The 22,716-nt window shown below is 30.5% G+C and carries 25 protein-coding genes; 2 read left to right on the plus strand and 23 right to left on the minus strand.

The genetic code is table 11. From position 1 onward, the window contains the following. Positions 1 to 2: 2 nt before the first annotated feature. The 23 genes from BM549_RS11120 to BM549_RS11230 form a co-directional block, all read right to left on the minus strand. A complete protein-coding gene (locus BM549_RS11120) occupies positions 3 to 1,247 on the minus strand; it encodes a site-specific integrase (RefSeq protein WP_290470334.1) in 1,245 nt (414 codons plus the stop codon). Positions 1,248 to 1,512: 265 nt separating this feature from the next. Then, positions 1,513 to 1,926, minus strand: a complete 414-nt coding sequence (locus tag BM549_RS11125; protein WP_290470335.1) for a DUF6691 family protein — start codon at positions 1,924 to 1,926, stop codon at positions 1,513 to 1,515. Positions 1,927 to 1,929: 3 nt separating this feature from the next. Then, entirely contained in the window at positions 1,930 to 2,487 is a 558-nt protein-coding gene (locus tag BM549_RS11130) for a YeeE/YedE thiosulfate transporter family protein (RefSeq protein WP_290470336.1), read from the minus strand. A 199-nt stretch (positions 2,488 to 2,686) separates the two neighbouring features. After that, positions 2,687 to 3,724 (minus strand): cytochrome d ubiquinol oxidase subunit II, encoded by a 1,038-nt coding sequence (cydB, locus tag BM549_RS11135; RefSeq protein WP_290470337.1) that lies wholly within the window; start codon positions 3,722 to 3,724, stop codon positions 2,687 to 2,689. Between the two features lie 9 nt (positions 3,725 to 3,733). Further along, a complete protein-coding gene (locus BM549_RS11140; protein WP_290470338.1) occupies positions 3,734 to 5,089 on the minus strand; it encodes a cytochrome ubiquinol oxidase subunit I in 1,356 nt (451 codons plus the stop codon). A 207-nt stretch (positions 5,090 to 5,296) separates the two neighbouring features. Then, on the minus strand, positions 5,297 to 6,628 hold the full coding sequence (locus BM549_RS11145; protein WP_290470339.1) for a rhodanese-like domain-containing protein: 1,332 nt from the start codon (positions 6,626 to 6,628) through the stop codon (positions 5,297 to 5,299). Between the two features lie 78 nt (positions 6,629 to 6,706). Continuing rightward, the gene (locus tag BM549_RS11150) at positions 6,707 to 7,372 is read right to left on the minus strand and encodes a peroxiredoxin (protein WP_290470340.1); all 666 of its coding nucleotides are present in this window, start codon (positions 7,370 to 7,372) and stop codon (positions 6,707 to 6,709) included. A gap of 176 nt (positions 7,373 to 7,548) precedes the next feature. Next, positions 7,549 to 8,856 carry an FAD/NAD(P)-binding oxidoreductase gene (locus BM549_RS11155; protein ID WP_290470341.1) on the minus strand — a complete coding sequence of 436 codons (1,308 nt, stop codon included), beginning with the start codon at positions 8,854 to 8,856 and terminating at the stop codon, positions 7,549 to 7,551. Between the two features lie 94 nt (positions 8,857 to 8,950). Beyond that, complete coding sequence (locus tag BM549_RS11160) at positions 8,951 to 9,478, minus strand: hypothetical protein (protein WP_290470342.1); 528 nt, start codon at positions 9,476 to 9,478, stop codon at positions 8,951 to 8,953. Position 9,479: 1 nt separating this feature from the next. Next, entirely contained in the window at positions 9,480 to 10,205 is a 726-nt protein-coding gene (locus BM549_RS11165) for a DUF2490 domain-containing protein (RefSeq protein ID WP_290470343.1), read from the minus strand. A gap of 4 nt (positions 10,206 to 10,209) precedes the next feature. Further along, positions 10,210 to 10,479, minus strand: a complete 270-nt coding sequence (locus BM549_RS11170; RefSeq protein WP_290470344.1) for a heavy metal-associated domain-containing protein — start codon at positions 10,477 to 10,479, stop codon at positions 10,210 to 10,212. Positions 10,480 to 10,635: 156 nt separating this feature from the next. Then, a complete protein-coding gene (locus tag BM549_RS11175; RefSeq protein WP_290470345.1) occupies positions 10,636 to 10,953 on the minus strand; it encodes a rhodanese-like domain-containing protein in 318 nt (105 codons plus the stop codon). Positions 10,954 to 10,963: 10 nt separating this feature from the next. After that, positions 10,964 to 12,373 carry an MBL fold metallo-hydrolase gene (locus tag BM549_RS11180; protein WP_290470346.1) on the minus strand — a complete coding sequence of 470 codons (1,410 nt, stop codon included), beginning with the start codon at positions 12,371 to 12,373 and terminating at the stop codon, positions 10,964 to 10,966. 121 nt (positions 12,374 to 12,494) lie between these two features. Continuing rightward, on the minus strand, positions 12,495 to 13,298 hold the full coding sequence (locus BM549_RS11185; RefSeq protein WP_290470347.1) for a sulfite exporter TauE/SafE family protein: 804 nt from the start codon (positions 13,296 to 13,298) through the stop codon (positions 12,495 to 12,497). A 73-nt stretch (positions 13,299 to 13,371) separates the two neighbouring features. Next, positions 13,372 to 14,004, minus strand: a complete 633-nt coding sequence (locus tag BM549_RS11190; RefSeq protein WP_290470348.1) for a Crp/Fnr family transcriptional regulator — start codon at positions 14,002 to 14,004, stop codon at positions 13,372 to 13,374. A 240-nt stretch (positions 14,005 to 14,244) separates the two neighbouring features. After that, entirely contained in the window at positions 14,245 to 14,673 is a 429-nt protein-coding gene (locus tag BM549_RS11195; protein ID WP_290470349.1) for an organic hydroperoxide resistance protein, read from the minus strand. Positions 14,674 to 14,750: 77 nt separating this feature from the next. Next, positions 14,751 to 15,026: an ATP-dependent Clp protease adaptor ClpS gene (locus BM549_RS11200; protein ID WP_013868964.1), complete on the minus strand. Its 276-nt coding sequence runs from the start codon at positions 15,024 to 15,026 to the stop codon at positions 14,751 to 14,753. Positions 15,027 to 15,121: 95 nt separating this feature from the next. Further along, positions 15,122 to 15,961 (minus strand): M57 family metalloprotease, encoded by an 840-nt coding sequence (locus BM549_RS11205; RefSeq protein WP_013868965.1) that lies wholly within the window; start codon positions 15,959 to 15,961, stop codon positions 15,122 to 15,124. Positions 15,962 to 16,200: 239 nt separating this feature from the next. Further along, positions 16,201 to 17,037, minus strand: a complete 837-nt coding sequence (gene prmA / locus BM549_RS11210) for a 50S ribosomal protein L11 methyltransferase (RefSeq protein ID WP_290470350.1) — start codon at positions 17,035 to 17,037, stop codon at positions 16,201 to 16,203. 136 nt (positions 17,038 to 17,173) lie between these two features. Continuing rightward, on the minus strand, positions 17,174 to 17,923 hold the full coding sequence (tpiA, locus tag BM549_RS11215) for a triose-phosphate isomerase (protein WP_290470351.1): 750 nt from the start codon (positions 17,921 to 17,923) through the stop codon (positions 17,174 to 17,176). A 60-nt stretch (positions 17,924 to 17,983) separates the two neighbouring features. Then, positions 17,984 to 19,060 (minus strand): ABC transporter permease, encoded by a 1,077-nt coding sequence (locus BM549_RS11220; RefSeq protein WP_290470365.1) that lies wholly within the window; start codon positions 19,058 to 19,060, stop codon positions 17,984 to 17,986. Positions 19,061 to 19,064: 4 nt separating this feature from the next. Continuing rightward, positions 19,065 to 20,384 carry a BT_3928 family protein gene (locus BM549_RS11225; RefSeq protein ID WP_290470352.1) on the minus strand — a complete coding sequence of 440 codons (1,320 nt, stop codon included), beginning with the start codon at positions 20,382 to 20,384 and terminating at the stop codon, positions 19,065 to 19,067. Positions 20,385 to 20,398: 14 nt separating this feature from the next. Then, positions 20,399 to 20,935, minus strand: a complete 537-nt coding sequence (locus tag BM549_RS11230) for a DUF1599 domain-containing protein (RefSeq protein WP_290470353.1) — start codon at positions 20,933 to 20,935, stop codon at positions 20,399 to 20,401. A gap of 105 nt (positions 20,936 to 21,040) precedes the next feature. On the opposite strand from BM549_RS11230, the gene folP reads away from it, so the two are divergent. Continuing rightward, positions 21,041 to 21,865 (plus strand): dihydropteroate synthase, encoded by an 825-nt coding sequence (gene folP, locus BM549_RS11235; RefSeq protein WP_290470354.1) that lies wholly within the window; start codon positions 21,041 to 21,043, stop codon positions 21,863 to 21,865. Between the two features lie 47 nt (positions 21,866 to 21,912). Next, positions 21,913 to 22,701, plus strand: coding sequence for a diadenylate cyclase CdaA (cdaA, locus tag BM549_RS11240; protein ID WP_013868972.1), 789 nt, complete (start codon positions 21,913 to 21,915; stop codon positions 22,699 to 22,701). Positions 22,702 to 22,716: the final 15 nt, after the last annotated feature.

The raw sequence follows: 22,716 nt of genomic DNA on the forward strand, positions 1-22,716 counted from the left end.
ATTTAAAAATTCATTATTGAGTTTGCAAATTCTTTTTTAGCTTCATCTTCAAAACCAGCAAAATAGTTTTTAGTTACACTTAGGTCACTATGGTTTAATGCTTCACTAATAAATTCCATACTAGCGCCTTTACGCAAAGAATTGGTTGCAAAACTATGCCGAGCATAATAGAAGCTTATATCACTCGGTAATTTATTAGCAACAGCCAACCTTTTTATGTGATCGTTTATATAACGTGTAAAGTTTTTTATTTTTTTATGCTGTTCGTTTGCATCATCATTTTCATTCAAAATATCAAAAACAAAGCTATTTTTATTTTTGCTACCATACTTTTCTATAATACTATTTGTAAAATCAGTTAAGTAGATAATGATTTCGGTTTTCTCAGCTTTCTTATCAAAAGTTTTGGCTCTGTAATAAGTAAATTTATCGTCTTTAATATCAGAATATTTTAAGAGTGCTATATCTTTTGGGTTTATGCCATTACAAGCAAAACTAAAAAACCAAAAATCTTTAGCTTTTGATTCATTCTCGTTTGCAGGTTTAGCATCAAATAAAACTTTAAGTTCTTTAGAGTTTAAAGCTTTTTTCACTTTTTTTGTTCGTAATATTTGATATTTACTTTTACCAAAAGGATAATACTCTTGGTTAAGGTCTTTAGCTTCGATTGCATTATTAAAAATAACCCGTAAAGTTCTAGTGTATATTGCTATAGTTGTATAGCTTTTACCTTTTTTAACCATGTAAGCCTCGTAATCTCTTAACCAATCAACATTTATTTGTTGAAATTTCAGCTTCTCTATAGGACAATTTTTAACTTCATTACTGAAGGTTGCTAACGAGTTTAATGTGTATTTAAAACTTTCTGCTGTATTTATTTTATTCTTTTTGATACAATTCTCAATAGCTACGTTAAAGTGAAATTGAAGATTATTTTTATCTGAAGCTTTTCTAAACAACTTAAATTCAAAATTTCTAAAGTCAAAAACACCCAATTTACTAGCTTCATCATTAGCTCTATTTTCTATAGCCTGAAGTTTCAGTCGTAATTCTTTATTTTCACCACGTAACTTTTTGTTGTTTGGATTTAACCAAATTTCTTGAAATTTCTTTTCTGTTAAATCAATATCTAAATTATACCATTTCTCTTTTTGAGTTTCTTTTCCATAAACACGAAGTTTTATTGGATACATTCCAGACTTTTTCTTTCTACGATTGTCTAAACGAATTGAAATATTGTAACTCATGGCATAAATGTTTCTGCAAATATATATTATTTGCAGAAAATTTGCAGAAAAAATAATGTAATAGACTATTATTAAATATTAACAAATAGTAAACAATTCAATTAATACGATGGTTTTCAGAATACTTACACATAAAAAAGGTAATAGCGATAAGTAGCATTTATTGATTACGGCTCAAGAGGTTACAGGTTTGAATCCTGTCGAGGTCACAAAAAAACCACTTCAAATGAAGTGGTTTTTTTTATATATAATATTTTGCTAAAAATTAATGTGGCAATTTATCTCTTAATAAACCATATAAAAACGTTCCTAAAACCGAAGCTATAATTACTATAAGTATAGGAACAAACCCAGCTCCTATTAAAGTAAACATTGGTCCTGGACAAGCTCCAGCTAAAGCCCAACCCAAACCAAATATAATTCCTCCAAACATATAGCGACTAAAACTTTTGTTCTTTGGAAAAAAGCGTATTTCATCTCCGTAAAAGGATTTTATATTAAATCGCTTAATAGACTGCACAATTATTACTCCAACAAATAATGCAGAACCTATTATACCATACATATGAAAGGATTCAAACTTAAACATCTCATAAATTCGAAACCAAGATGCAGCTTCAGATTTAAACATAGTAATACCAAAAAGGATACCGATAAATAAATATATTATTGTTCTCATATCTTAAAATATTAAAGGGAATAAAAAATGAATCATTATAAGACCACCAATAAAAAAGCCAATTACTGCTATTAATGATGGTATTTGTAAATCACTAAGACCTGAAATAGCGTGACCTGAAGTACAACCACCAGCATACCTTGCACCAAAGCCAACTAGAAGTCCTCCAATTGCTAATATTAGAATATTTTTAATATCTAAAATTGCTTCTGTATTAAACAATTCTGAAGGTAAATAAGCTTTTCCTGCACTATTAAAACCTAGAGTATTTAAATCTGTCACTGTATCAGGATTAATGGCAACTGCAGTATCTATTGACATAAGGTTCGATGCAATAAAACCACCAATTATTGCTCCTAAAACGACAACAAGATTCCATTTTTGAGCTTTCCAGTCAAACTTAAAAAAATCTGCCTTATTACCTGCTCCACATATAGTACACATAGTTCTAAGGTTAGAAGACATTCCAAAATTTTTGCCTACCATAATTAGTAAAAACATTATAAAGGCAATCATTGGGCCAGATATATACCATGGCCAAGGTTCATAAATCCAATTCATCTATTTAATTTTTTACAAAGGAATGCGGTTTTTTAGACTATTTTGGTAACATTAGTTACAAACATCAAAATTAATGATCATTAATACAGTTTTGAGACTATGTATTTTAATCTATCATAGTAAAATAATCTAGCTATATGTAGTTTAAATGTGGTTTTATGCAATAGACTAAATAATTTATTTACAGCATATTTTAGAATTAATAACTAGTATCGTCTAATTTAACTTTACCGTGAAACGTTTTATATAAGAATAAAAAATAACCTGCTAGAAGTGGTGCTCCAATGAGTACAATGGTTAGCATTATTCCTAATGATTTTTGAGATGATGCAGCATTGTAAATAGTTACACTATATTCTGGGTCTATAGTAGAAGGCAAAAACACTGGATATAACTGAAATGCGACTAACATTAATAAAAATGCCATAGTTAATGATGAAAATATAAGCGCATTACCATACTTTTTTTTAGACACCAATCGAGGCACGTTTGCTACTGCTAAAAAAGCTAAAATTGGAAGCACAAAGAATACAGGAAACTCTTTAAATTTATCTGTAACTCCTGGTAGGAAAATTAAAGTGTACATTGATGTTAAAGAGAAACTAACAATAAAAAATATCATTCCTTTTTTTAGCAAAAAAGTTAACCTAGCATGTAAGCGACCTTCAGTCTTTAATAGTAAAAAAATTGCTCCTTGCGTCATAAATAACGACACAGTTGTTAGACCAACCATTATAGCATAAGGATTTAGGAATGAAAAGAACATACCACCTTTATAACTGTAATTTTCTCCAATTTCAAAACCTTGTAATAAATTAGCTAAAACAACTCCTAATAAAAATGATATTAATGTATTTGAAACAAAATAGATAATGTCCCAAGTTTTACGCCACCATAACATGGTTTCTGCACTTCTAAATTTTATAGCTGCAGATCTTAAAACAAGTAGCATTAAAAATAACATAAATGGAATGTACATTGCAGATAGCATTGTAGCATACATTACAGGAAAACCTGCAAACAATGCACCTCCACCAATTATCAACCACACTTGGTTTGCATCCCAAAGCGGGCCAATTGCATTAATTGCAATACGCCTACTTAAATCTTTTCTAAAAAACAAATGCCAAGAACCTGCACCATAATCAAAGCCTTCTAAAATTGCATAACCAGAGAATAATAAACCAACTACTAAATACCATAAGGTTGGGTAATCTATACCTAAAAATGTTTCCATAACTTTATATTAAACGTATTTTAAAAATTCATCTGGATTTTTAGCTTCGTCATAAGGTCCATGTTTTATTTTTTTATTTACTGAATAAAGAAATAAAAGAAATAGAATACTGTACACCACTAAAAACAGGATTAATGAAAATAATATTTGGTTAGAAGAAACCTCTTGAGAAAAGCCTTCGTTTGTTCTTAAATGACCATAAACAATCCACGGTTGTCTACCCATTTCTGCAGCAAACCAACCTACTTGATTTGCAATTTGAGGCAATAGCACTGAAAACGCAAAAATTTTAAGTAGCCATTTTTTATCAAACAATGTGCCTCGCCACCATAAATAACTAGCATATAAAGTTAACCCGATTAAAAACATACCTATAGAAATCATTATATGATAAAACTGAAATACTGCATTTACTTGTCCCGGCCTATCTTCTTTTGGAAAACTATTTAATCCTGTAATTGGCTCATCGAAATCTTGATGAACTAAAAACGATAATCCGCCAGGTAATTTTAAACCTGTAACTTCTTGTGTTTCGTCATTTACCCAACCAAATAAATACAAATCTGCAGGTGCAGATTTTTCATAATGGCCTTCCATTGCTGCTAATTTTGCTGGTTGATTTACAGCAACACCATCTGCAGAACTATGCCCAGAAAGTAATTGAGTTAAAGATATAATTGTTGCTAAACCTAATGCTATTTTAAATGCTTTTTTAGAAATTTCTATATACCTTCCTTTTAGCAAATAATACGCATGTACACTTAACACTAAAAACGCACCTGCTAGAAAAGCGCCTTGCCAAACATGAATAATTCTATCTACACTTGAAGGATTAAAAACCATTGCCCAAAAATCTGTAACTTCTGCTCTAGCATTAAAACCTTCTCCAACAATATGATAACCAGCTGGTGTTTGCTGCCAACTATTAGCTACAACAATCCAAACTGCCGAAAACATAGACCCTAAAAAGACTCCAATTGTTGAAATAAAATGCACTTTGGGAGATACTCTATTCCAACCAAAAATTAAGATTCCTAAGAAAGCGCTTTCTAAACCAAAAGCAAACAAACCTTCTGCTGCTAATGCACTACCAAAAATATCACCAACATACCTAGAGTACACAGCCCAATTGGTTCCAAACTCGAACTCCATAATAATTCCTGTGGCAACACCAATACCAAAAGTTATTGCGAAAATTTTAAGCCAAAAACGGGTTAAAATCTCATAGTGTTTATTTCCTGTTTTTAAATACAAGCCTTCCATTATTACCATAATTAACCCAATACCAATACTTAATGGTGGATAGATATAGTGAAAAGCGATAGTGAAGGCAAATTGGATTCTGGCTAGAATTTCTGTATCCATAGATGTGAAGTTTTGTATTACAAAAATAATAACAAACGCTATTTTTTTAGGTAACTTTTGTTACATAATAACCGCTTATTATAAAATATAAATTAATATTATAAAAAAATCCCTTCTATATATCATAAAAGGGATTATAAAAATTTTAGAAATAATCAAATTTCAATTTTGGGAAGAAAAACTTTCGAATCTATAAATTTTATAATATTAGTTTTTAAAATCGTTAATATTATCGCTTAAATCGTATACCGTTACATTTTTAAGAGCCTTTTGTAAAATGCTACTTCCAGCTGCACTTCTATAACCACCAGCGCAATGCACAACTATTGGCTTACTCGTTTCAATATCGCTAGCTGTTTTTCTTAAATCATTTAATGGATGTGATTTTGCAGACTCGAAAAACGCTTCTTCTTCAACTTCGCTAGTATTACGTATATCTATAATTGTATAATGATTTGGATTTTGTTTAAAATCTGCCAAATCAAGACTTGGTGTTTTTTCTAAGCCATTATTAGCTAAGGTTATAATTTTTATTAGTTGTTTTTCGTAACCAATTTTCGCAACTCTTTGCAAAATATAATCAACCTCATCTTTAGAGTTTATAACTAGTGTAAATTGTTCTTCAGGTTGTACAATAGATCCTAACCAGGTTTCAAATTTTGCGTTTTCTGAAACTGCTTGAATGTTTACACTACCAAGTAGATGTCCTTTTTTAAAAGTTGCTTCGTCTCTAATATCTATAATTAAACCTGAAGCTGAAGTTTCTTCTTCAAAAGCAATAGAATTTATGGCTGTTTCTAAATTTTCTGCTCCTGCTTTATTTGTATCTACATCGAAACCAAAGTATGATGGTATAAATGGTTGACCTTCTAAAATGGTATCCATAAACACTTGCTTTGTTTGGGTTTTAAATGCCCAATTACCCATTCTTTCATTTTCTAAAGTACTACTTGCAGCATCACTTAAATTTTTACCGCATAATGAACCTGCTCCATGCGCTGGATATACTATAGCATCGTCTGGTAAATCTTTAAATTTTGTTGTTACTGTTTCAAACATCATTTCTGCAAGTTCTTCTCGCTTAGCTTTCATATTTCCAGCTTTTTCTCTTAAATCTGGTCTACCTACATCGCCAATAAAAAGTGTATCTCCTGTAAAAAGCGCTGTATCATCATTTTCTGTTGCAACTATTGTAATACTATCTGGAGAATGACCAGGTGTATTTAATGCTTTAAGTCTAGCATTTCCTATTTTAATATGGTCGCCATCATCAAAAGTTTTATGTGGATAATCTGCTCCTAATTTTTCGCTATTGTATATTGTTGCTCCCGTTTCTTTATGAATTTGTAAATGAGAGCTTACAAAATCTGCATGTGGATGTGTTTCTATTACTGCAATAATTTTAGCATTATTTTCTTTTGCAAATTTGTAGTATGCTTCTGGGTTTCTTTCTGGGTCTACAATAGCCATTTCACCATTACTTACAATAGCATAAGAATAGTGAGCTAATGGTTTATATTCAAATTGTTTAATATTCATGATATTGTTTTTTAAGGTTAATTAAATTGGGCTTTAAGTATTGCTATTTAAAGCCCTTATAATATTTAAAATTTATTTTTAAATATTCTTTTTTGCCAAATACCAAGTTACTTTTTCTACAGAGTCGTCTGCTAAACGTTTGTTTAAAGCATCTAAAGATTTTGGCGCACCACAAATAACTTTGTCGCCTCTTTGCCAGTCTAAAGGCATTGCAACTTTATGCTTATCTGATGTTTGTAAAGCATCTAAAGATCTTAAAATTTCGTCCATGTTTCTTCCAACGTTTAATGGATAATACATTACTAATCTTATTTTTTTAGATGGATCTATAAAGAAAACCGCTCTAACTGCAGCTGTTTCACTTTCGTTAGGCTGTAACATACCATAAAGCTTAGAGACTTTCATATCGATATCTGCAATAATTGGAAAATCGAAATAAACGCCTGTAGTTTCTCTAACATTTTGTACCCAACCTAAATGCGCGTGAATACTATCTATACTTAAACCTAAAAGCTCTGTATTTAAAGCATCAAACTCTGGTTTACGTTCTGCAAATCCGCTCATTTCTGTTGTACAAACTGGAGTAAAATCTGCTGGGTGAGAAAACATTACAATCCATTTGTCTTTAGCAAATTCTGACATTTTAATGTTTCCTTTTGTAGTTACTGCTTGAAAATCTGGTGCGATATCTCCAATTCTTGGCATTGATACAGGTTGTTCTGTTATTAAAGTTTCGTTACTCATAATAATTAAAATTTATTGATTTATTAATATTTTATAAATTTAAACTATAACAGAGGCATCAACAGTAACCTTAGTTACACAACATGTATTTTTTTTAAAATATGGAAAAAAACTTTATTTAAAGAATAAAAAATGGGTAAAACATTGATGTATTACCCATTTAAAATATTTATAATCTAAACATTTTTTCCTTTTAACATTTTATGCCAATATAAATAAGGAAGCATATATTTTTTAAGCATCCATAATCTCCAATGCTCTTTAGAACTATCACTAATTAACAATTGTTTTAATTTTGGATCTGGAGTAAATTTTCCTTCATAATCAAATTCTGCTAAAACCATTTTACCATAGTCCGTAACTAATGGACATGAAGAATATCCATTATAAGACATTGTACCCATTTTATTGTGGTTTATTAAAAGCTCTAAATTATCTACAACAATAGGTACTTGTTTACGTATCGCTGCACCCGTTTTTGCTGTTGGTAATGCTGCCACATCTCCTAAACCAAAAATATTTGCATATTTATTGTGTTGCATAGTGTGATGATCTACATCTAACCAACCTGCATCATTAACCAAATTTGATTCTTTTACAAATTTTGGAGCGACAGATGGTGGCGCAGTATGTAACATATCGTAGTGTATACCATATAAACCATCTTTAATTGTAACTTTTACGTCTTTATAGTTATACTGAAACGCTTCATCTAAATAATTTTCATCATCTTCACCAGACATAATTACGCAACCACCAGCTTTTATATCTTTTGTTAGTTGGTACCAGGCAATTTTTTTTGCGCCATCAACTTTAACTAATTTATGATGAAATCTTAGATTAATATCTTTTCTATCTACTACTTCCATTAAGGTTTTGGCTATTGGCTTAACACCAAAAATAACACTTCCTCCGGTGGCAAAAACTATATCTGATTTACTTTTAACGCCTGTTTTTTTAAAATGATTTTCGGCTAAATACATTATTTTCTGTGGAGCTCCACCGCATTTTATTGGTGTTGTAGGCTGTGTAAATAAAGCTGTACCACCTTTAAAGTTTTTTATGACATCCCAAGTGTGTTTTGGATCTGTATAATTACTACATACAACGCCTTTATCCATTGCTTCACCCAAACCAGGAACCAAGCTAAAATCGTATGCTAAACCTGGAGCTACAACTAAATAATCGTAGGTAATATTACCTTTACTTTCTGTAAAAACCGTATTGTTTTCTGCATCAAAACCTTTTGCTCTATCTTTAATCCAAGTTGCTCCACTTGGTATTACATCTAACATTGGTTTTGCTGTTTTATCAAAATTATAAGTTCCAGCACCAACCAAAGTCCATGCAGGTTGGTAATAATGTGTATCTGCCGGTTCTATAATTGCTATGCTATATGATTTTTTCTTTTCAAGAAGTTGGGCTGCTGTCATTATTCCTGCAGTTCCACCTCCAATAATCAAGATTTGATAATGTGATGCCATTTCTTTTAGTTATTTATTAATTTCATAAAATTAAGGTAAATAAAATATGATTAATGTAACATGAGTTACATAAGACTACATTTTTAATTAAGTATTACAATTTTAAACCAACGCCTAAGCCAAAATTCCAAGTATTATAACCATCGAATCGTTTGTCTAAAAATAAAGTAGGTAATAAATAAAAGGATTCACTTATATCTTTTTCGTATTCTATACCAAACCTTAGTAGCCAATAAGATTCTTCTTTTTCTAATTCTACTCCTGGACCTATAGTTAATACAAAACCATTACCAAATTGGTGCAATACATCTAATGTTAAAACCAATGGGTTTACTCTTTCTACAGCTTCACTATTAGAATTTCGAATAATAAAGGTTTCTATTTCAATATCGTTATGCAAACCAATTCCCCAATTATGATTAAACCAATATTCAAAATCCAATCCCCAAGAAGGAACGAATACATTTTTAGCTCCTTCATTATTAATTAGTGTATGACCAATAATTCCTGCTATTCTAAATCCATTACCTTCATTATGCGTTTCAATTATGTTATTATGTTCTTGAGCATTTATTTTAAATACAATTAAAATTAAAAACAATGAGATTCTAATCTGTTTCATTTTACAAATTATAAGTTATTGTGGTTTCCCAAATTTTATTATTTATTAAAAAATTAGTTCTGTATGCGTGTATTTCGTGATAACCCGTTTTTATATTTATATGATTATTAGCATTAAAACTAACACCTAAGAACATCCAATTTTGATCTAAGTTTTTAGGCTTTAAACCATTTTCTAAGTCTAGATGAACCTCATCATAAACAACTACATGAATTTTATGACTGGCGTTAAACTTTATTGGAACTAAAATTTGAAATTTATATCTAAAACGATTTTTATAATTATTACCTTTTAAGCTATATGAATTGAAGTCGTTTTCAATTACTTTCCCTATAAAACGCTCTTCTAAACGAAATCTATGTATAAATGAAAATCTTGAAAATTTTTGTTTTGTAGTTAATTGCTGAAAAATATTATTTTCAACTACATCAATTGGTATACTATAAGTTGAATAATTATAATTTTTTATAAAACTGTACCCAAATGCAATATCTAAATTTGATGAAATTCTATAATGCACAAAAGGCCTAACGATAAATTGCTCCCAGCTTTTTAAAAAATTTGTGCGCCTCAAATTAAACTCAGTATTTACAAACCAATTATTATTAATCTTTTTGCTGAAATTTATAGTATTCCAACTACTATAATGTGTTTGTTTTTCTTGTGCTTTAGTGTAGAAAACAAAAGTTAATACTAGAATTAAGCATACATGTTTTTTGTGTTTCAATGCTTTATTTTTTTAGTTTTCCTGAAGCACAACTAATAAATGATTTTGTTTTGGAATGTAGCCCATTTTGGTCTTCGATAGATGGATAGCCTAACGATTTTAATTTGCTTTTTACTATAAAAGCATCATCGGAATTAAGTGTTCTAAAAGAAACTGTTGATGTGTCTTTATCTACCGTGACATTTGATATATTTTTAATTGAAGAAAGTTTATCAATTATGGTATTTACACAACCGCCACATTTTAAATTTTGAACTATAATACTGCTTTTCATATCTATATTATTTACTTAAAGCAAGATAATATATAGTGCTAAAAACCGCAGTAACATTAGTTACACAGAAGCGGTATTAAAAACAAAAGAGGTTGTATTTAAACAACCTCTTTTCTATTAACCAACCACTAAGAAAACCAATTTATATCACGATTATTATTTTGGACTAACTGTTTTTCCTGTCCAATCTAAAATGCCGCCAGATAAATTGTACGTTTCATTTACATTTATATTTTCTAATAATTCGCAAGCTTGACTACTACGTTTACCACTTCTGCAGTACACATAGTAATTTTTATTCTTGTCTAGTTTTTTAATTTCAGCATCAAATTCTTCAGTATCTAAAACATTAATTAGTAAAGCATTTTCTATAATACCTTCTGCCCATTCTTTAGGTGTTCTTACATCTAGTATAATAGCGTTTTCATCTTTAGCAATCGATTTTTGCCACTGTTCTTGATCTATATTTTTCATTTCTATTTTTTTAAAGTGTTGTTGGACAAACAAATTCTGAAACATTAACTCCAGACTCTTTAATGGCTTTAAAACCACCTTTTACATCTACTAAATTATGAATTCCTCGGCTTTTAAGTATTGAAGCAGCAATCATACTTCTATATCCACCAGCACAATGCACATAAAATGAAGTGTTTTCTGGAAATTCTGACAAATAATTGTTTAAGAAATCTAATGGCGTATTATTAGCATTGATAACATGTTCTGAAAGGTATTCACTTTCTTTACGCACATCGAATACTGGTTTCTTTTCTGCTTCTAATTCACTTTTAAATTGCTCTGCAGTTATAGAACTTACTGCATCATACTCCATAGATGCTTTTTTCCAAGCATTAAAACCGCCTTCTAAATACCCAAGTGTATTGTCGAAACCAACTCTAGATAATCTTGTTACCGCTTCTTCTTCTCTTCCTGGCTCTGTGACTAATAAAATTGGTTGTTTTACATCTGCTATTAAAGCGCCAACCCATGGTGCAAAGCCACCATCTAAACCAATAAATATTGACCTAGGTATGTGACCTTGAGCAAAATCGTCTTGATGACGAACATCTAATACTATCGCTCCTGTTTCGTTTGCTGCAGCTTCAAAGGCTTTTGGAGATAAAGCTTGAGTTCCTCTTTTTAAAACCTCTTCAATATCATCGTAACCTTCTTTATTAAGTTTTACATTAGCAGGAAAATATTGCGGTGGTGGCAAAAGGCCATCTATAACTTCTTCAATAAATTCTTCTTTAGTCATATCTGCACGAAGTGCATAATTCATTTGCTTTTGATTGCCCAACGTATCTACCGTTTCTTTCATCATATTCTTCCCGCAGGCAGAACCAGCTCCATGAGCAGGATAAACTATAACATCGTTTTCAAGAGGCATTATTTTTTCTCTTAAGCTATCGAAAAGAAAACCTGCTAAATCTTTTTCTGTTAAAACACCCATTTTTTGCGCTAAATCTGGTCTTCCAACATCACCTAAAAAAAGTGTATCTCCACTAAATATAGCATGATCTTTACCATTTTCGTCTCGTAATAAATATGTAGTACTTTCCATGGTATGACCTGGTGTGTGCAAAGCAATAATAGTTACGTTACCTAATTTAAACTCTTGACCATCTTTAGCTATAACGGCTTCAAAAGAAGGTTTTGCATTAGGACCATAAATTATTGGTGCTCCAGTTTCTTTTGCTAAGGTTACATGACCACTAACAAAATCTGCATGAAAATGTGTTTCGAAAATATATTTAATTTTTGCATCGTCGAGTTTGGCTCTATTTATATAAGGCTTTACCTCTCTTAAAGGATCGATAATAGCAACTTCACCATTACTCTCAATATAGTATGCGCCTTGTGCAAGGCAACCTGTATAAATTTGTTCAACGTTCATTTTTATTATTTTTAATTTGTTATTGTAAAACTAAATAGACTTTAGCTATAATGCAGTAACCTAGGTTACACAACTAAAAAAACTCTTGTTGTTTAAAGAAAATTTATGATATTTCTATTTTTTACTCTACAAAAAATTCCATGTAAAAAATAAATATTGCCATTACAAATATGAAATAGCCAAATCCTTTTTTTAGTTTAGTGCCATCTATAAAATTACTTAAATAGCTACCAATAAATATTCCTACAAAAGAAATACCTGTAAAAATTGCCAAGAAAACCCAATCGATATCCATTGTTAAAGCGTCACCTAAAAAGAATCCTAGTAGAGATTTAAATGCGATAATTATTAATGATGTACCAACAGCAACTTTCATTTTTACATTTGCAAGAATTACTAAAGCTGGAATTATTAAAAATCCACCACCAGCACCAATTAAACCTGTTATTCCTCCAACAACTAAACCTTCTATAATAATTAAAGGATAATTGTATTTTACTTTTCCTGTTTGGAGTTTTTCTTCTCTTTTTTTAAGCATTGAAAATGCAGCTGGAATCATTAAAAGAGCAAATAAACCAAACATTGCCATTCTACGTGTAAAATCAAAATCTCCTATAGTAAATAAAACATCTGGTAGTGCTGGTACGACATAACGTCTAATTGCACTTACACCTATAATTGCAGGCAAACCAAATACAATTGCAGTACGCCAATCTACATATCCTTTAAAATGCTGTTTTATACCTCCTAGCAATGCACTTGCGCCTACTATAAATAACGAATATGCTGTGGCTACTTTTTCGTTTACTGAAAATAAATAAGCTAAAACTGGTACTGCCAATATAGAACCACCACCACCAATAAGACCTAACGATATACCAATAATAAGTGCACTGATATAGCCAAAAATTTCTAAAATTCCCATACTTTAATATTCTTATATATCGCGAAAGTAAATGGTCTTAAGTTAATTTGAAGTAACCTGAGTTACACAACTATTATAAATTTATAATTTCTATATAATTTCTATGAAGTTTAATATTACCTAAATTTTCTAATTTCTTTAACAATCTAGAAATCACAACTCTAGAGCTATGCAAATCGTAAGCAATTTCTTGATGTGTACTTTCTATAACTTTAGATTTTGTAATTCTTGCTTTTTCTTTTAAGTAATCTAAAAGTCTTTGATCCATATTATTAAAAGCAATACTATCCAGAGTATGTAGCATTTCGTTTAAACGATTGTGGTAACTTTCAAATACAAAATTTCTCCAAGATTTGTATTTAGAGGTCCAAATTTCCATTTTTTGAATTGGAATCATTATTAAAGTTGCATCTGTTTCTGCAATTGCCCTAATTTCACTTTTAGTTTGCCCCATACAACAGGTCATTGTCATAGAACAGGTGTCTCCTTTTTCTAAATAATATAAAAGAAGTTCGTCTCCATCTTTATCTTCCCTAAGAACTTTTATAGCTCCCGAAAGCAATAAGGGCATACCTTTAACGTAAGAACCAATATCCATTAATTTAAATCCTGCTGGCACATCCTTATAAGTCCCAACTTGGATAATTTCATTAATAAGCTCTTCTTCAAAAAGGCTTCCATAACTATTTTTTAGCTCTTGAATCATCTTTTACATTTATTAGTAATTGTTAACTGCATTTTACCGTAATTAATTAATATAGTTACCCGATAATTTTATTATTTTAAATGGTAGTTATTGTAATTTAATGTAAAAATAATAGAATAGAAAATTGCGATTGGTAACATTAGTTACAAAGCTTAACATATAACAACTTATAAATGGTTGTAAAAAGATAAAGCCACTATAAATATAGTGGCTTTATCTTTTTTTAACTTTTTCTGTATATTATTCGTCTAAAAGCAAATTTAATGTTACTGTTATATTATCTCTAGTTGCTTTACTAAATGGACAAACTTCGTGTGCTTTTTCTACTAAACTTTCTCCTGTTTCTAAATCTACACCTGGTATGTAACAATCTAATGTAGCTTCTAAACAGAAACCATCTTCATCTTTACAAAACCCTATAATAGCCGTTACACTTAAAGCCTCTTCGTCTATATCTATATTTTCTGCATTTGCAACAGATTGTAATGCTCCACCAAAACATGCAGCATAAGCAGCTCCAAAAAACTGTTCAGGATTTGCACCGTTGCCGCCATCGCCGCCCATAGATTTTGGCACAGAAAGATTAAAATCTAACGGTCCGTCTTCAGATTTTACATTACCTTTTCTTCCTCCTATAGCTGTTGTTGTTGCTTCATATAATGTTTTCATTGTATTTTTTTTAAGGTTTATGTAATAAAGATACTACGTAAGTTATGTGATTTAAAATCTAAGCTCTTAAATTTCTCCTAAATTATTTCTGCACTTATGCCAGCTTCTAAGATTTTAGAGCATCTTGGTTTTAAATCTTTAAGTTCTCCTGTTTTTACTGTACATTGTCCTTTATAGTGTACGAGTATTGTGCATTGTTCTGCTTGTTCTGGAGTATGGTCGCAAGCTTTAATGAGTGTATTTATAACGTGATCAAAAGTGTTTACATCATCATTATAAACTACAATTTCATTATTCTTTTTTTCTTTTGTAGCGGTGTCAAATTGCTCTAATACTTTTTCTTTAGTGCTCATTTTTAATATTTTAAACTAAAATAATTTTTTTTTACTATTAAAGCAAAAAGGACGCCAAAAATGACGTCCTCCTTATTAAATTTTAACTTTTAAGCTTAATACATGTTTTGTAGTGCTATAATATCATCACTATCGAACTCTCCATCTTCACCAGAGTTAAAACAGGCAACCATTATAGAGTTAGGGTTATAACCAGCAGATGTTCCTGCTACGGCTATTGCTCCAACTCCAGCTTGACCTTCGTTTGTATTTTGGCCGCAACTTTGTCTTGTAGACCAATCTGTATGTCTGAACCCGACAGAATGTCCTATTTCATGAGTTATTACATGCTCTATTACATTCGTGTTATAGTTATCTAAACCATATATTTGAACAAACTTGTGTGGTAATCCATTTGATGGAAAACCTGCAGAACCTCCTGCTCCACTTTGATTAGGGTTGTGATACACTACCATATCTTTTGAATTATAGTCTGTACCAAATGTTAATGTAAAAGATATAGAAACTCCACTTAAACGGTTATAGTTAGCAACTGCCCATTGTAATGCAGTTTGCTCGTTTTGAGATAACCCAAAACCGCCACCACCGGTGTAACCAATAATTGAGATATTTCTTCCTTGAGAAACTAAATTATTAGTACGATAGTTTCGGTCTAACTCATTACTGTTAACTTCTTGCTTTAATATTTGAGACTCTGTTAGTAATATATCGTCTTCTATTTGATACATTTCTACAGTTGAGCCATCTGGTAGTTGAAAGTCTACCTTTTGCACATCGTTAACGTTTAGGGATAACTCTGCAAGTTTACTTAAAATTTCGTCTGAAATTTGTTCTTTGGTTTGAACTTCTTCTGGTTTAACCTCATCTTTTTGACAAGATTGAAAGAAAAACGAAACTGCTAGAATTGCTATTAAAAATATTCTAAAATTTTTCATTTTGTTATTAGGGTATTAGATTAATTTAAAAATTAATGTTTACGTAAACAAAAGACATAGGTTTCCAGCTTCAAATTATAAGATTATATAACTGAAAAATATGTTTTAAAATAAATTTATTTCTGGTGTAAATGTAAGGAATAGAAAAATAAGAATGTTACGGTTTTTACCGTAAATTTCTGTTTTTTCACATAATTATTAAAAAATAAGCAGTGTTTTGATTAAAAATATAGGAATTATTAATTTTTAAACTCTAATGCTACCCAATTATTTCTTTCTAATTTTGATTGTAATTTTAGATTGTATTTATTGCATTCTTCTTCTATTATAGCAATATCATTATTATAAAATCCGCTTAAAAATAATTGTCCGTTTTGGTTTAAACATTTTGAATATATCCCAATATCTTTTAATAGAATATTGCGATTAATGTTTGCTATTACTATATCGTAATTTTTATTTTTTAATAGGCTTGAATCTCCTTCGTATACATTTATGTGTGCGGCATTATTTCGTTCTGCATTTTCAACACTATTTAAATAACACCAGTTATCTATATCTATAGCATCTACAGGTTTTGCGCCTTTGAATGCTGCTAAAATGGCTAATACTCCTGTACCACAACCCATATCTAGTACAGATTTGTTTTGAAATGTATTGTTTAATATATGTTGTATCATCATGTGTGTTGTTTCATGATGTCCTGTTCCAAAACTCATTTTTGGCTCTATTACAATATCATACTTTGTATCTGGTTTTTCATGAAATGGTGCACGAACAGAACAAAGGTTGTCTACTATTATTGGGTTAAAGTTTTTTTCCCATTCACTATTCCAGTTTACTTGTTCTATCTCATCGAAGGTGTATGAGATTTTAAATTCGTTATTGGTTAGTACATATATATTATTTAATATACCATCGAACCACTCGTCTTTTTGTATGTATGCTGTTACTCCTGTTTCTGTTTCTACGAAGCTTTCGAAACCTGCATAACCTAACTCGGCTATTAAAATTTCGGTTGCTGGTTGTAATGGTTCTACTTTAAAGTAATATCCTATATATGTTGTATTAGACATAATTGTTATGTTTTGTATTTGGCAAGTATGCCTTGCGTTAGTGATGGAGGCATTTGTTGAAGCTCCTCGCAGAGAGCGACTGCCGAGAGCACGACCAAGCGATTTTTTTATCGCTTGGTAACGCCCAAATTTTTATTTAAAATGCGTTTACTATGGCTATAAAATCTTCGGCTTTTAGTGATGCGCCTCCAATTAAGCCGCCATCGACGTCTGGTTTTGAGAATATTTCTTTTGCGTTTGCTGGTTTTACGCTTCCGCCGTAGAGTATTGATACGTCTTGCGCGGTATTTTCACCATATTTATTTTGTAATGTTTGGCGTATAAATTTATGCATGTCTTGCGCTTGTTCTGGACTTGCTGTTTCTCCTGTACCTATTGCCCATACTGGCTCGTAGGCCAAAATAATGTTTTTAAATGCTGATGCTTCTAGGTGAAATAATGCGCTTTTTATTTGGTTTTCTACTACTTGTTCTTGGTTTCCTGCTTTACGATCGCTTAATTCTTCTCCAAAACAAAAAATTATTCGTAAATCGTTTTTTAATGCGGCATCTACTTTTTTTGCTAAAGACTCATTGGTTTCGTTAAAGTATGCGCGACGCTCGCTATGGCCTAATATTACTGTTTTTACTCCTATACTTTTTAGCATTGTTGCGCTAATTTCTCCTGTATATGCGCCGTTTTCTGCAAAGTGCATGTTTTGTGCTATTACTTCTATATTAGAGTTTCTTGTAGCATCGAATGCTTGATAAAGGTTTACGTAGGTTGGTGCAATCATGACCTCGACATTTGAGGTTTGTGTTTGTTTTAATAGGTCTACGATTAATGCTTCGGTTTGAGGTAAATCGTTATTCATTTTCCAATTTCCTGCTACTATATTTTTTCTCATTTTAGTAATGCTTTATAGTTTTATATTATTAGTGTACTGCCTTTTATTGGCTTAATTTTTTTATTCTAATTTTACTTTTGGATCAAGCCAAGCGTATATTATATCTACAAAAATATTGATTATTATAAAATGTAAGGCTATAATTAATACTGAACCCATAATTACTGGTAAATCTAAAGTATTTAGTGCGTTTACAATTTCTTTTCCTAAACCATTCCACCCGAAAATATATTCTACGAAAACGGCTCCTGCTAACATTGATGCAAACCATCCTGATATTGCTGTTACTACTGGATTTAATGCGTTTTTTATAGCGTGTTTTTTTATAATCTGGAACTCGCTTAATCCTTTTGCTCTTGCTGTACGAATGTAGTCTTGATTAAACACTTCTAACAACGAGTTACGCATTAATTGTATTACTACTGCTAATGGCCTAATACCTAAAACAATTGCTGGTAATATTAGGTTTTTTAGTTTTAAATTTACTTTTTCGCCATAGTTATCGAGCTCATACAAACTACCTGTCATCTCTAAATTGGTATATTTATGTAATACAAAACCAAAAAACCAAGCAAATAATATAGCGCTAAAAAATGAGGGCACACTCATGCCAATTGTGCTTATTATTTGTATTGCACTATCTATAAACGTGTCTTTTTTTAGTGCTGAAATTACACCTAAAAAAATACCTAATATTAATGCTATTATTATTGCTGATACTGCTAATACAAATGTATTTGGTAGTGTTTCACCTAAAACTGTACTTACTTTTTTTCCTTGTTTTGTAAACGATTCTCTTAAATATGGGTATTTTAAAACTGTTGTTATATTACCTACTGTAAAAAGCTGTAATGCTGTATACTTATTGTCTTGTAAATATGTATAATCGTCTTGCGTATTAGAGTGAAATGATAGTACTGATAAATCGTTTAAATAGTATGCATATTGTATAGCTAACGGCTTATCGAAACCATATTTTTTTTTAACTATGGCCAATTGCTCACTATCTTCGTTTTGACCCAACATCATTTGTGCTGGATCTCCAGGTAAAACATTAAATAAAAAGAATATGACTGTAACTACTCCAAATAAAGTGAGTAGTGCATAAAAGGTTTTATTTAAGAGATAGCTTAGCAGATTATTACTCTTTTTTTAAAGTTATTTTTACAATACCCGCAAAATTAGATTCGTTTAAAGCATTGTAATTCTCTAATTCTTCTCCTTCTTTTATTACATTAATTTGCTCTATACTTTCTGTTTCTAAAGCATCTGCTTCTGCTTTGGTAATTGTTTCTCCGTTTAAAAGATACACTACATTTTCTTCTACTGTTGTTTCTATTTCTGGCTCAATTTCACGTTCTACTTCTGGTAAATCGATATTATCAACATCGTTAAAATGTGCTTTTTGTACTACAGTACCTTTTTTTAATTTTACTACTCCTGGATTAGAACGCACTACTGTTTTTAATGCTTTTTCGTCACACAGGTAAAAATCAAAATCAAAACCATAGGTTTCTTTTGCATATTGTTTTGCTTCACTTCCTGATGCAGATAAACCTATTACTGTGTATCCTCTTTTTATTGCTAAATCTGTAAAGCTTTTAATGTTTTTTAATCCATTTGTATTTGCTGTTTCAAGATTGTATGCAACAACCATTATTAAATTTTCTTTAGCTAAAAACTTACTTGTTAAGTTTTCGTCTTCACTTTCTATAGAGAAGTCTTTTACTGGAGGATCGTAACCTTCTTCTATTATTTTTGTTGTTACGCCAACATATTCGCCATCTACAGTTGGATAACTACCATCTGTTACATATTCTTTTTCTTCTCCATTTACATTAAAAGTCCATGTAAATTCTTGCACTGCTTTTGGTGCGTTTTCTGGAACAACCATACCGTCTGCAATATTTTTACCTACGGCATAAGCTCTAAAATCCCATGTTGGTAAATGCATTAGCACGTGGTAACCAAACCATAAACTACCTATAAAACCTAATAAAGCTAATAGTGTGGTTGGAAACTTACCAAAAATTGGCTTAATGTGTTTTATTCCAACTACTAAAACGAGAATTAAAATTAGAAGCGTGACATCTTTCCAGAAACTTTCCCATGGTTTTAATGGTAAGAAATCACCAAAACAACCACAGTCTTTTACTACTTCAAAAAATGCTGCATAAAATGTAAGGAATGTGAAAAATATAATCATTGCTAAAAGTAACCAAACAGTAAACTTACGCTTATAACCTAATAATAAAAACACTCCTAAAACCACTTCTAATACTACTACAAATACCGAAATACCTAAAGCATAAGGATCTAAAAAAGGTAGATTTAAAACCTCTTCACTAAAGTATTCTTGTAACTTATATGAAAACCCTAATGGATCGTTAAGTTTTATTAATCCTGAAAAAATAAACAAAGCTCCAACGAGTATTCTACATATGTGAACTAAATATTTCATAACTTATTTTGCTATTAATTTGTTAGGTGAATCATTGCGAAAATGGCATAGTTTATCATATCTTGATAATTAGCATCAATACCTTCGCTTACAATTGTTTTCCCTGCATTATCTTCAATTTGCTTAACACGTAAAAGTTTCTGCAAAATCAAATCTGTTAAAGAGCTTACTCGCATATCGCGCCAAGCTTCTCCATAATCATGATTTTTATCTTGCATTAGTTGTTTTGTAAGTGCTACTTTCTCATCATACAAAATAGTAGCTTCATTTGTAGACATATCTGGTTGTTCTACAACACCTTTTTCTAATTGTATTAATGCCATAATACAATAATTTATAATACCTATAAACTCACTTTGTTCACCTTCGTCAACTTTTCTTACATCGTTTTGTTGCAAACTTCTAATACGTTGTGCTTTTATAAAAATTTGATCTGTAAGCGATGGTAATCTTAAAATTCGCCATGCACTTCCGTAGTCACTCATTTTATTTATAAACAGACTACGGCAGGTTTCTATAACCGCATCGTATTGTTTTGAAGTATCTTGCATAAGTTGTTTCAATTTTGCGTAAATTTCGCATAAAATTGTTTAAAATTCAAGGTTTAGCGTTTATACTTTTTAAATGCTTTACAAACTACAAACTTAAAGGTATCTATGACCATTAATTGCAAAGGAAAACTTATAGATTTATCTACTCCCAAAGTTATGGGAATTCTTAACATAACTCCAGACTCTTTTTTTGATGGCGGTTTTTATAAGGACGAATCTAAAATCATTAATCAAGTAAAAAAAATGCTTAATGATGGCGCAACTTTTATAGACATTGGCGCGTATAGCTCTAAACCAAATGCAGATGATGTTTCTTTAAATGAAGAGCTAAGCCGTATTTTACCAATAATAGATTTACTTATTAATCATTTTCCAGATATTATACTTTCGGTAGATACTTTTAGAGCTGAAGTAGCCAAACAATGTTTAGAAAAAGGTGCTGCACTTATTAATGATATTTCTGCTGGACATTTAGACAAAAATATGCTTGATATTATTGCAATGTTTAATGTTCCTTATATTATGATGCATATGCGTGGCACACCACAAACTATGCAACAACATACTAATTACGAAAATATTTTAAAGGAAATACTTTTTTATTTTTCTGAAAGAATCACAACAGCAAGAAACTTAGGTATTAATGATATTATTTTAGACCCTGGTTTTGGTTTTGCAAAAACTACCACTCAAAATTTTGAGGTTTTAAAATCTCTTGATAGTTTTAAAATTACTAATCTTCCTTTTTTAGCTGGAATTTCTAGAAAATCTATGATTTACAAAACACTAGACACAACAGCAACTGAAGCATTAAATGGCACTACCGCTTTAAACATGGTTGCTTTACAAAAAGGCGCCTCTATTTTACGTGTACATGATGTAAAAGAAGCTGTAGAATGTGTAAAATTATTTACAGAACTCGAGGCTTAATTCTTTTAAATTTTTAAATTTACCTAAACCAACTTCAATTTTATTTTTTGGACCAACTATTTGACACCGTATTAAAATTTAGTTTAGTAGACATTATAGATGTAGTACTTGTTGCGCTCTTATTATACTATGTATATAAGCTTGTACGTGGTACAGTAGCTATAAATATTTTTCTAGGTATAGTAATTATTTACATTATCTGGAAAATAACACAGGCTTTACATATGCAACTACTTAGTAATATTTTAGGTGGTTTTATTAGCGTTGGTATGTTTGCTCTTATTGTAGTATTCCAGCAAGAGATTAGAAAATTTTTATTAATGATTGGCTCTACTAATTTTGCTTCTAAACGTGGGTTTTTAAAACATCTAAAATTTTTAAAAACCGAAGCTGTTTCCAATACCAATATAGATGCAATTATTGCTGCTTGCAATAAAATGAGTACTACAAAAACTGGAGCTTTAATTGTTTTAGAACGTAATAATAATTTAGATTATTTAATTAATACTGGTGATGAAATGAATATTAAAGTCACCCAACCAATTATAGAAAGTATATTTTTTAAAAATAGCCCATTACATGATGGTGCTATAATTATTGAAAACAATACTGTAAAAGCAACACGCGTTATTCTACCTGTTAATAATGAAAAAACCATACCGCAACGTTTTGGATTAAGACACAGAGCAGCTGTTGGCATTACAGAAAGAACCGATGCTATTGCTATTGCTGTTAGTGAAGAAACTGGACAAATTTCATGTTTTAGAAATGGCACTTTTGTAGACTTTAAAGATTCTACAGAATTAATTGAAATTATTAAAGATGATCTAGATTAATGGTTTGTAAAAATT

Origin of the sequence: Lacinutrix sp. MedPE-SW, from assembly GCF_001874145.1 — a bacterium.
GTDB lineage: Bacteria > Bacteroidota > Bacteroidia > Flavobacteriales > Flavobacteriaceae > Lacinutrix.

Excerpts from the sequence above, each read along its gene's own strand:
- BM549_RS11120 (WP_290470334.1), bottom strand. The coding sequence starts at position 1,247 with ATGAGTTACAATATTTCAATTCGTTTAGACAATCGTAGAAAGAAAAAG.
- BM549_RS11125 (WP_290470335.1), bottom strand. The coding sequence starts at position 1,926 with ATGAGAACAATAATATATTTATTTATCGGTATCCTTTTTGGTATTACT.
- BM549_RS11130 (WP_290470336.1), bottom strand. The coding sequence starts at position 2,487 with ATGAATTGGATTTATGAACCTTGGCCATGGTATATATCTGGCCCAATG.
- cydB (WP_290470337.1), bottom strand. The coding sequence starts at position 3,724 with ATGGAAACATTTTTAGGTATAGATTACCCAACCTTATGGTATTTAGTA.
- BM549_RS11140 (WP_290470338.1), bottom strand. The coding sequence starts at position 5,089 with ATGGATACAGAAATTCTAGCCAGAATCCAATTTGCCTTCACTATCGCT.
- BM549_RS11145 (WP_290470339.1), bottom strand. The coding sequence starts at position 6,628 with ATGAATATTAAACAATTTGAATATAAACCATTAGCTCACTATTCTTAT.
- BM549_RS11150 (WP_290470340.1), bottom strand. The coding sequence starts at position 7,372 with ATGAGTAACGAAACTTTAATAACAGAACAACCTGTATCAATGCCAAGA.
- BM549_RS11155 (WP_290470341.1), bottom strand. The coding sequence starts at position 8,856 with ATGGCATCACATTATCAAATCTTGATTATTGGAGGTGGAACTGCAGGA.
- BM549_RS11160 (WP_290470342.1), bottom strand. The coding sequence starts at position 9,478 with ATGAAACAGATTAGAATCTCATTGTTTTTAATTTTAATTGTATTTAAA.
- BM549_RS11170 (WP_290470344.1), bottom strand. The coding sequence starts at position 10,479 with ATGAAAAGCAGTATTATAGTTCAAAATTTAAAATGTGGCGGTTGTGTA.
- BM549_RS11175 (WP_290470345.1), bottom strand. The coding sequence starts at position 10,953 with ATGAAAAATATAGATCAAGAACAGTGGCAAAAATCGATTGCTAAAGAT.
- BM549_RS11180 (WP_290470346.1), bottom strand. The coding sequence starts at position 12,373 with ATGAACGTTGAACAAATTTATACAGGTTGCCTTGCACAAGGCGCATAC.
- BM549_RS11185 (WP_290470347.1), bottom strand. The coding sequence starts at position 13,298 with ATGGGAATTTTAGAAATTTTTGGCTATATCAGTGCACTTATTATTGGT.
- BM549_RS11190 (WP_290470348.1), bottom strand. The coding sequence starts at position 14,004 with ATGATTCAAGAGCTAAAAAATAGTTATGGAAGCCTTTTTGAAGAAGAG.
- BM549_RS11195 (WP_290470349.1), bottom strand. The coding sequence starts at position 14,673 with ATGAAAACATTATATGAAGCAACAACAACAGCTATAGGAGGAAGAAAA.
- BM549_RS11200 (WP_013868964.1), bottom strand. The coding sequence starts at position 15,026 with ATGAGCACTAAAGAAAAAGTATTAGAGCAATTTGACACCGCTACAAAA.
- BM549_RS11205 (WP_013868965.1), bottom strand. The coding sequence starts at position 15,961 with ATGAAAAATTTTAGAATATTTTTAATAGCAATTCTAGCAGTTTCGTTT.
- prmA (WP_290470350.1), bottom strand. The coding sequence starts at position 17,037 with ATGTCTAATACAACATATATAGGATATTACTTTAAAGTAGAACCATTA.
- tpiA (WP_290470351.1), bottom strand. The coding sequence starts at position 17,923 with ATGAGAAAAAATATAGTAGCAGGAAATTGGAAAATGAATAACGATTTA.
- BM549_RS11225 (WP_290470352.1), bottom strand. The coding sequence starts at position 20,384 with ATGAAATATTTAGTTCACATATGTAGAATACTCGTTGGAGCTTTGTTT.
- BM549_RS11230 (WP_290470353.1), bottom strand. The coding sequence starts at position 20,935 with ATGCAAGATACTTCAAAACAATACGATGCGGTTATAGAAACCTGCCGT.
- folP (WP_290470354.1), top strand. The coding sequence starts at position 21,041 with ATGACCATTAATTGCAAAGGAAAACTTATAGATTTATCTACTCCCAAA.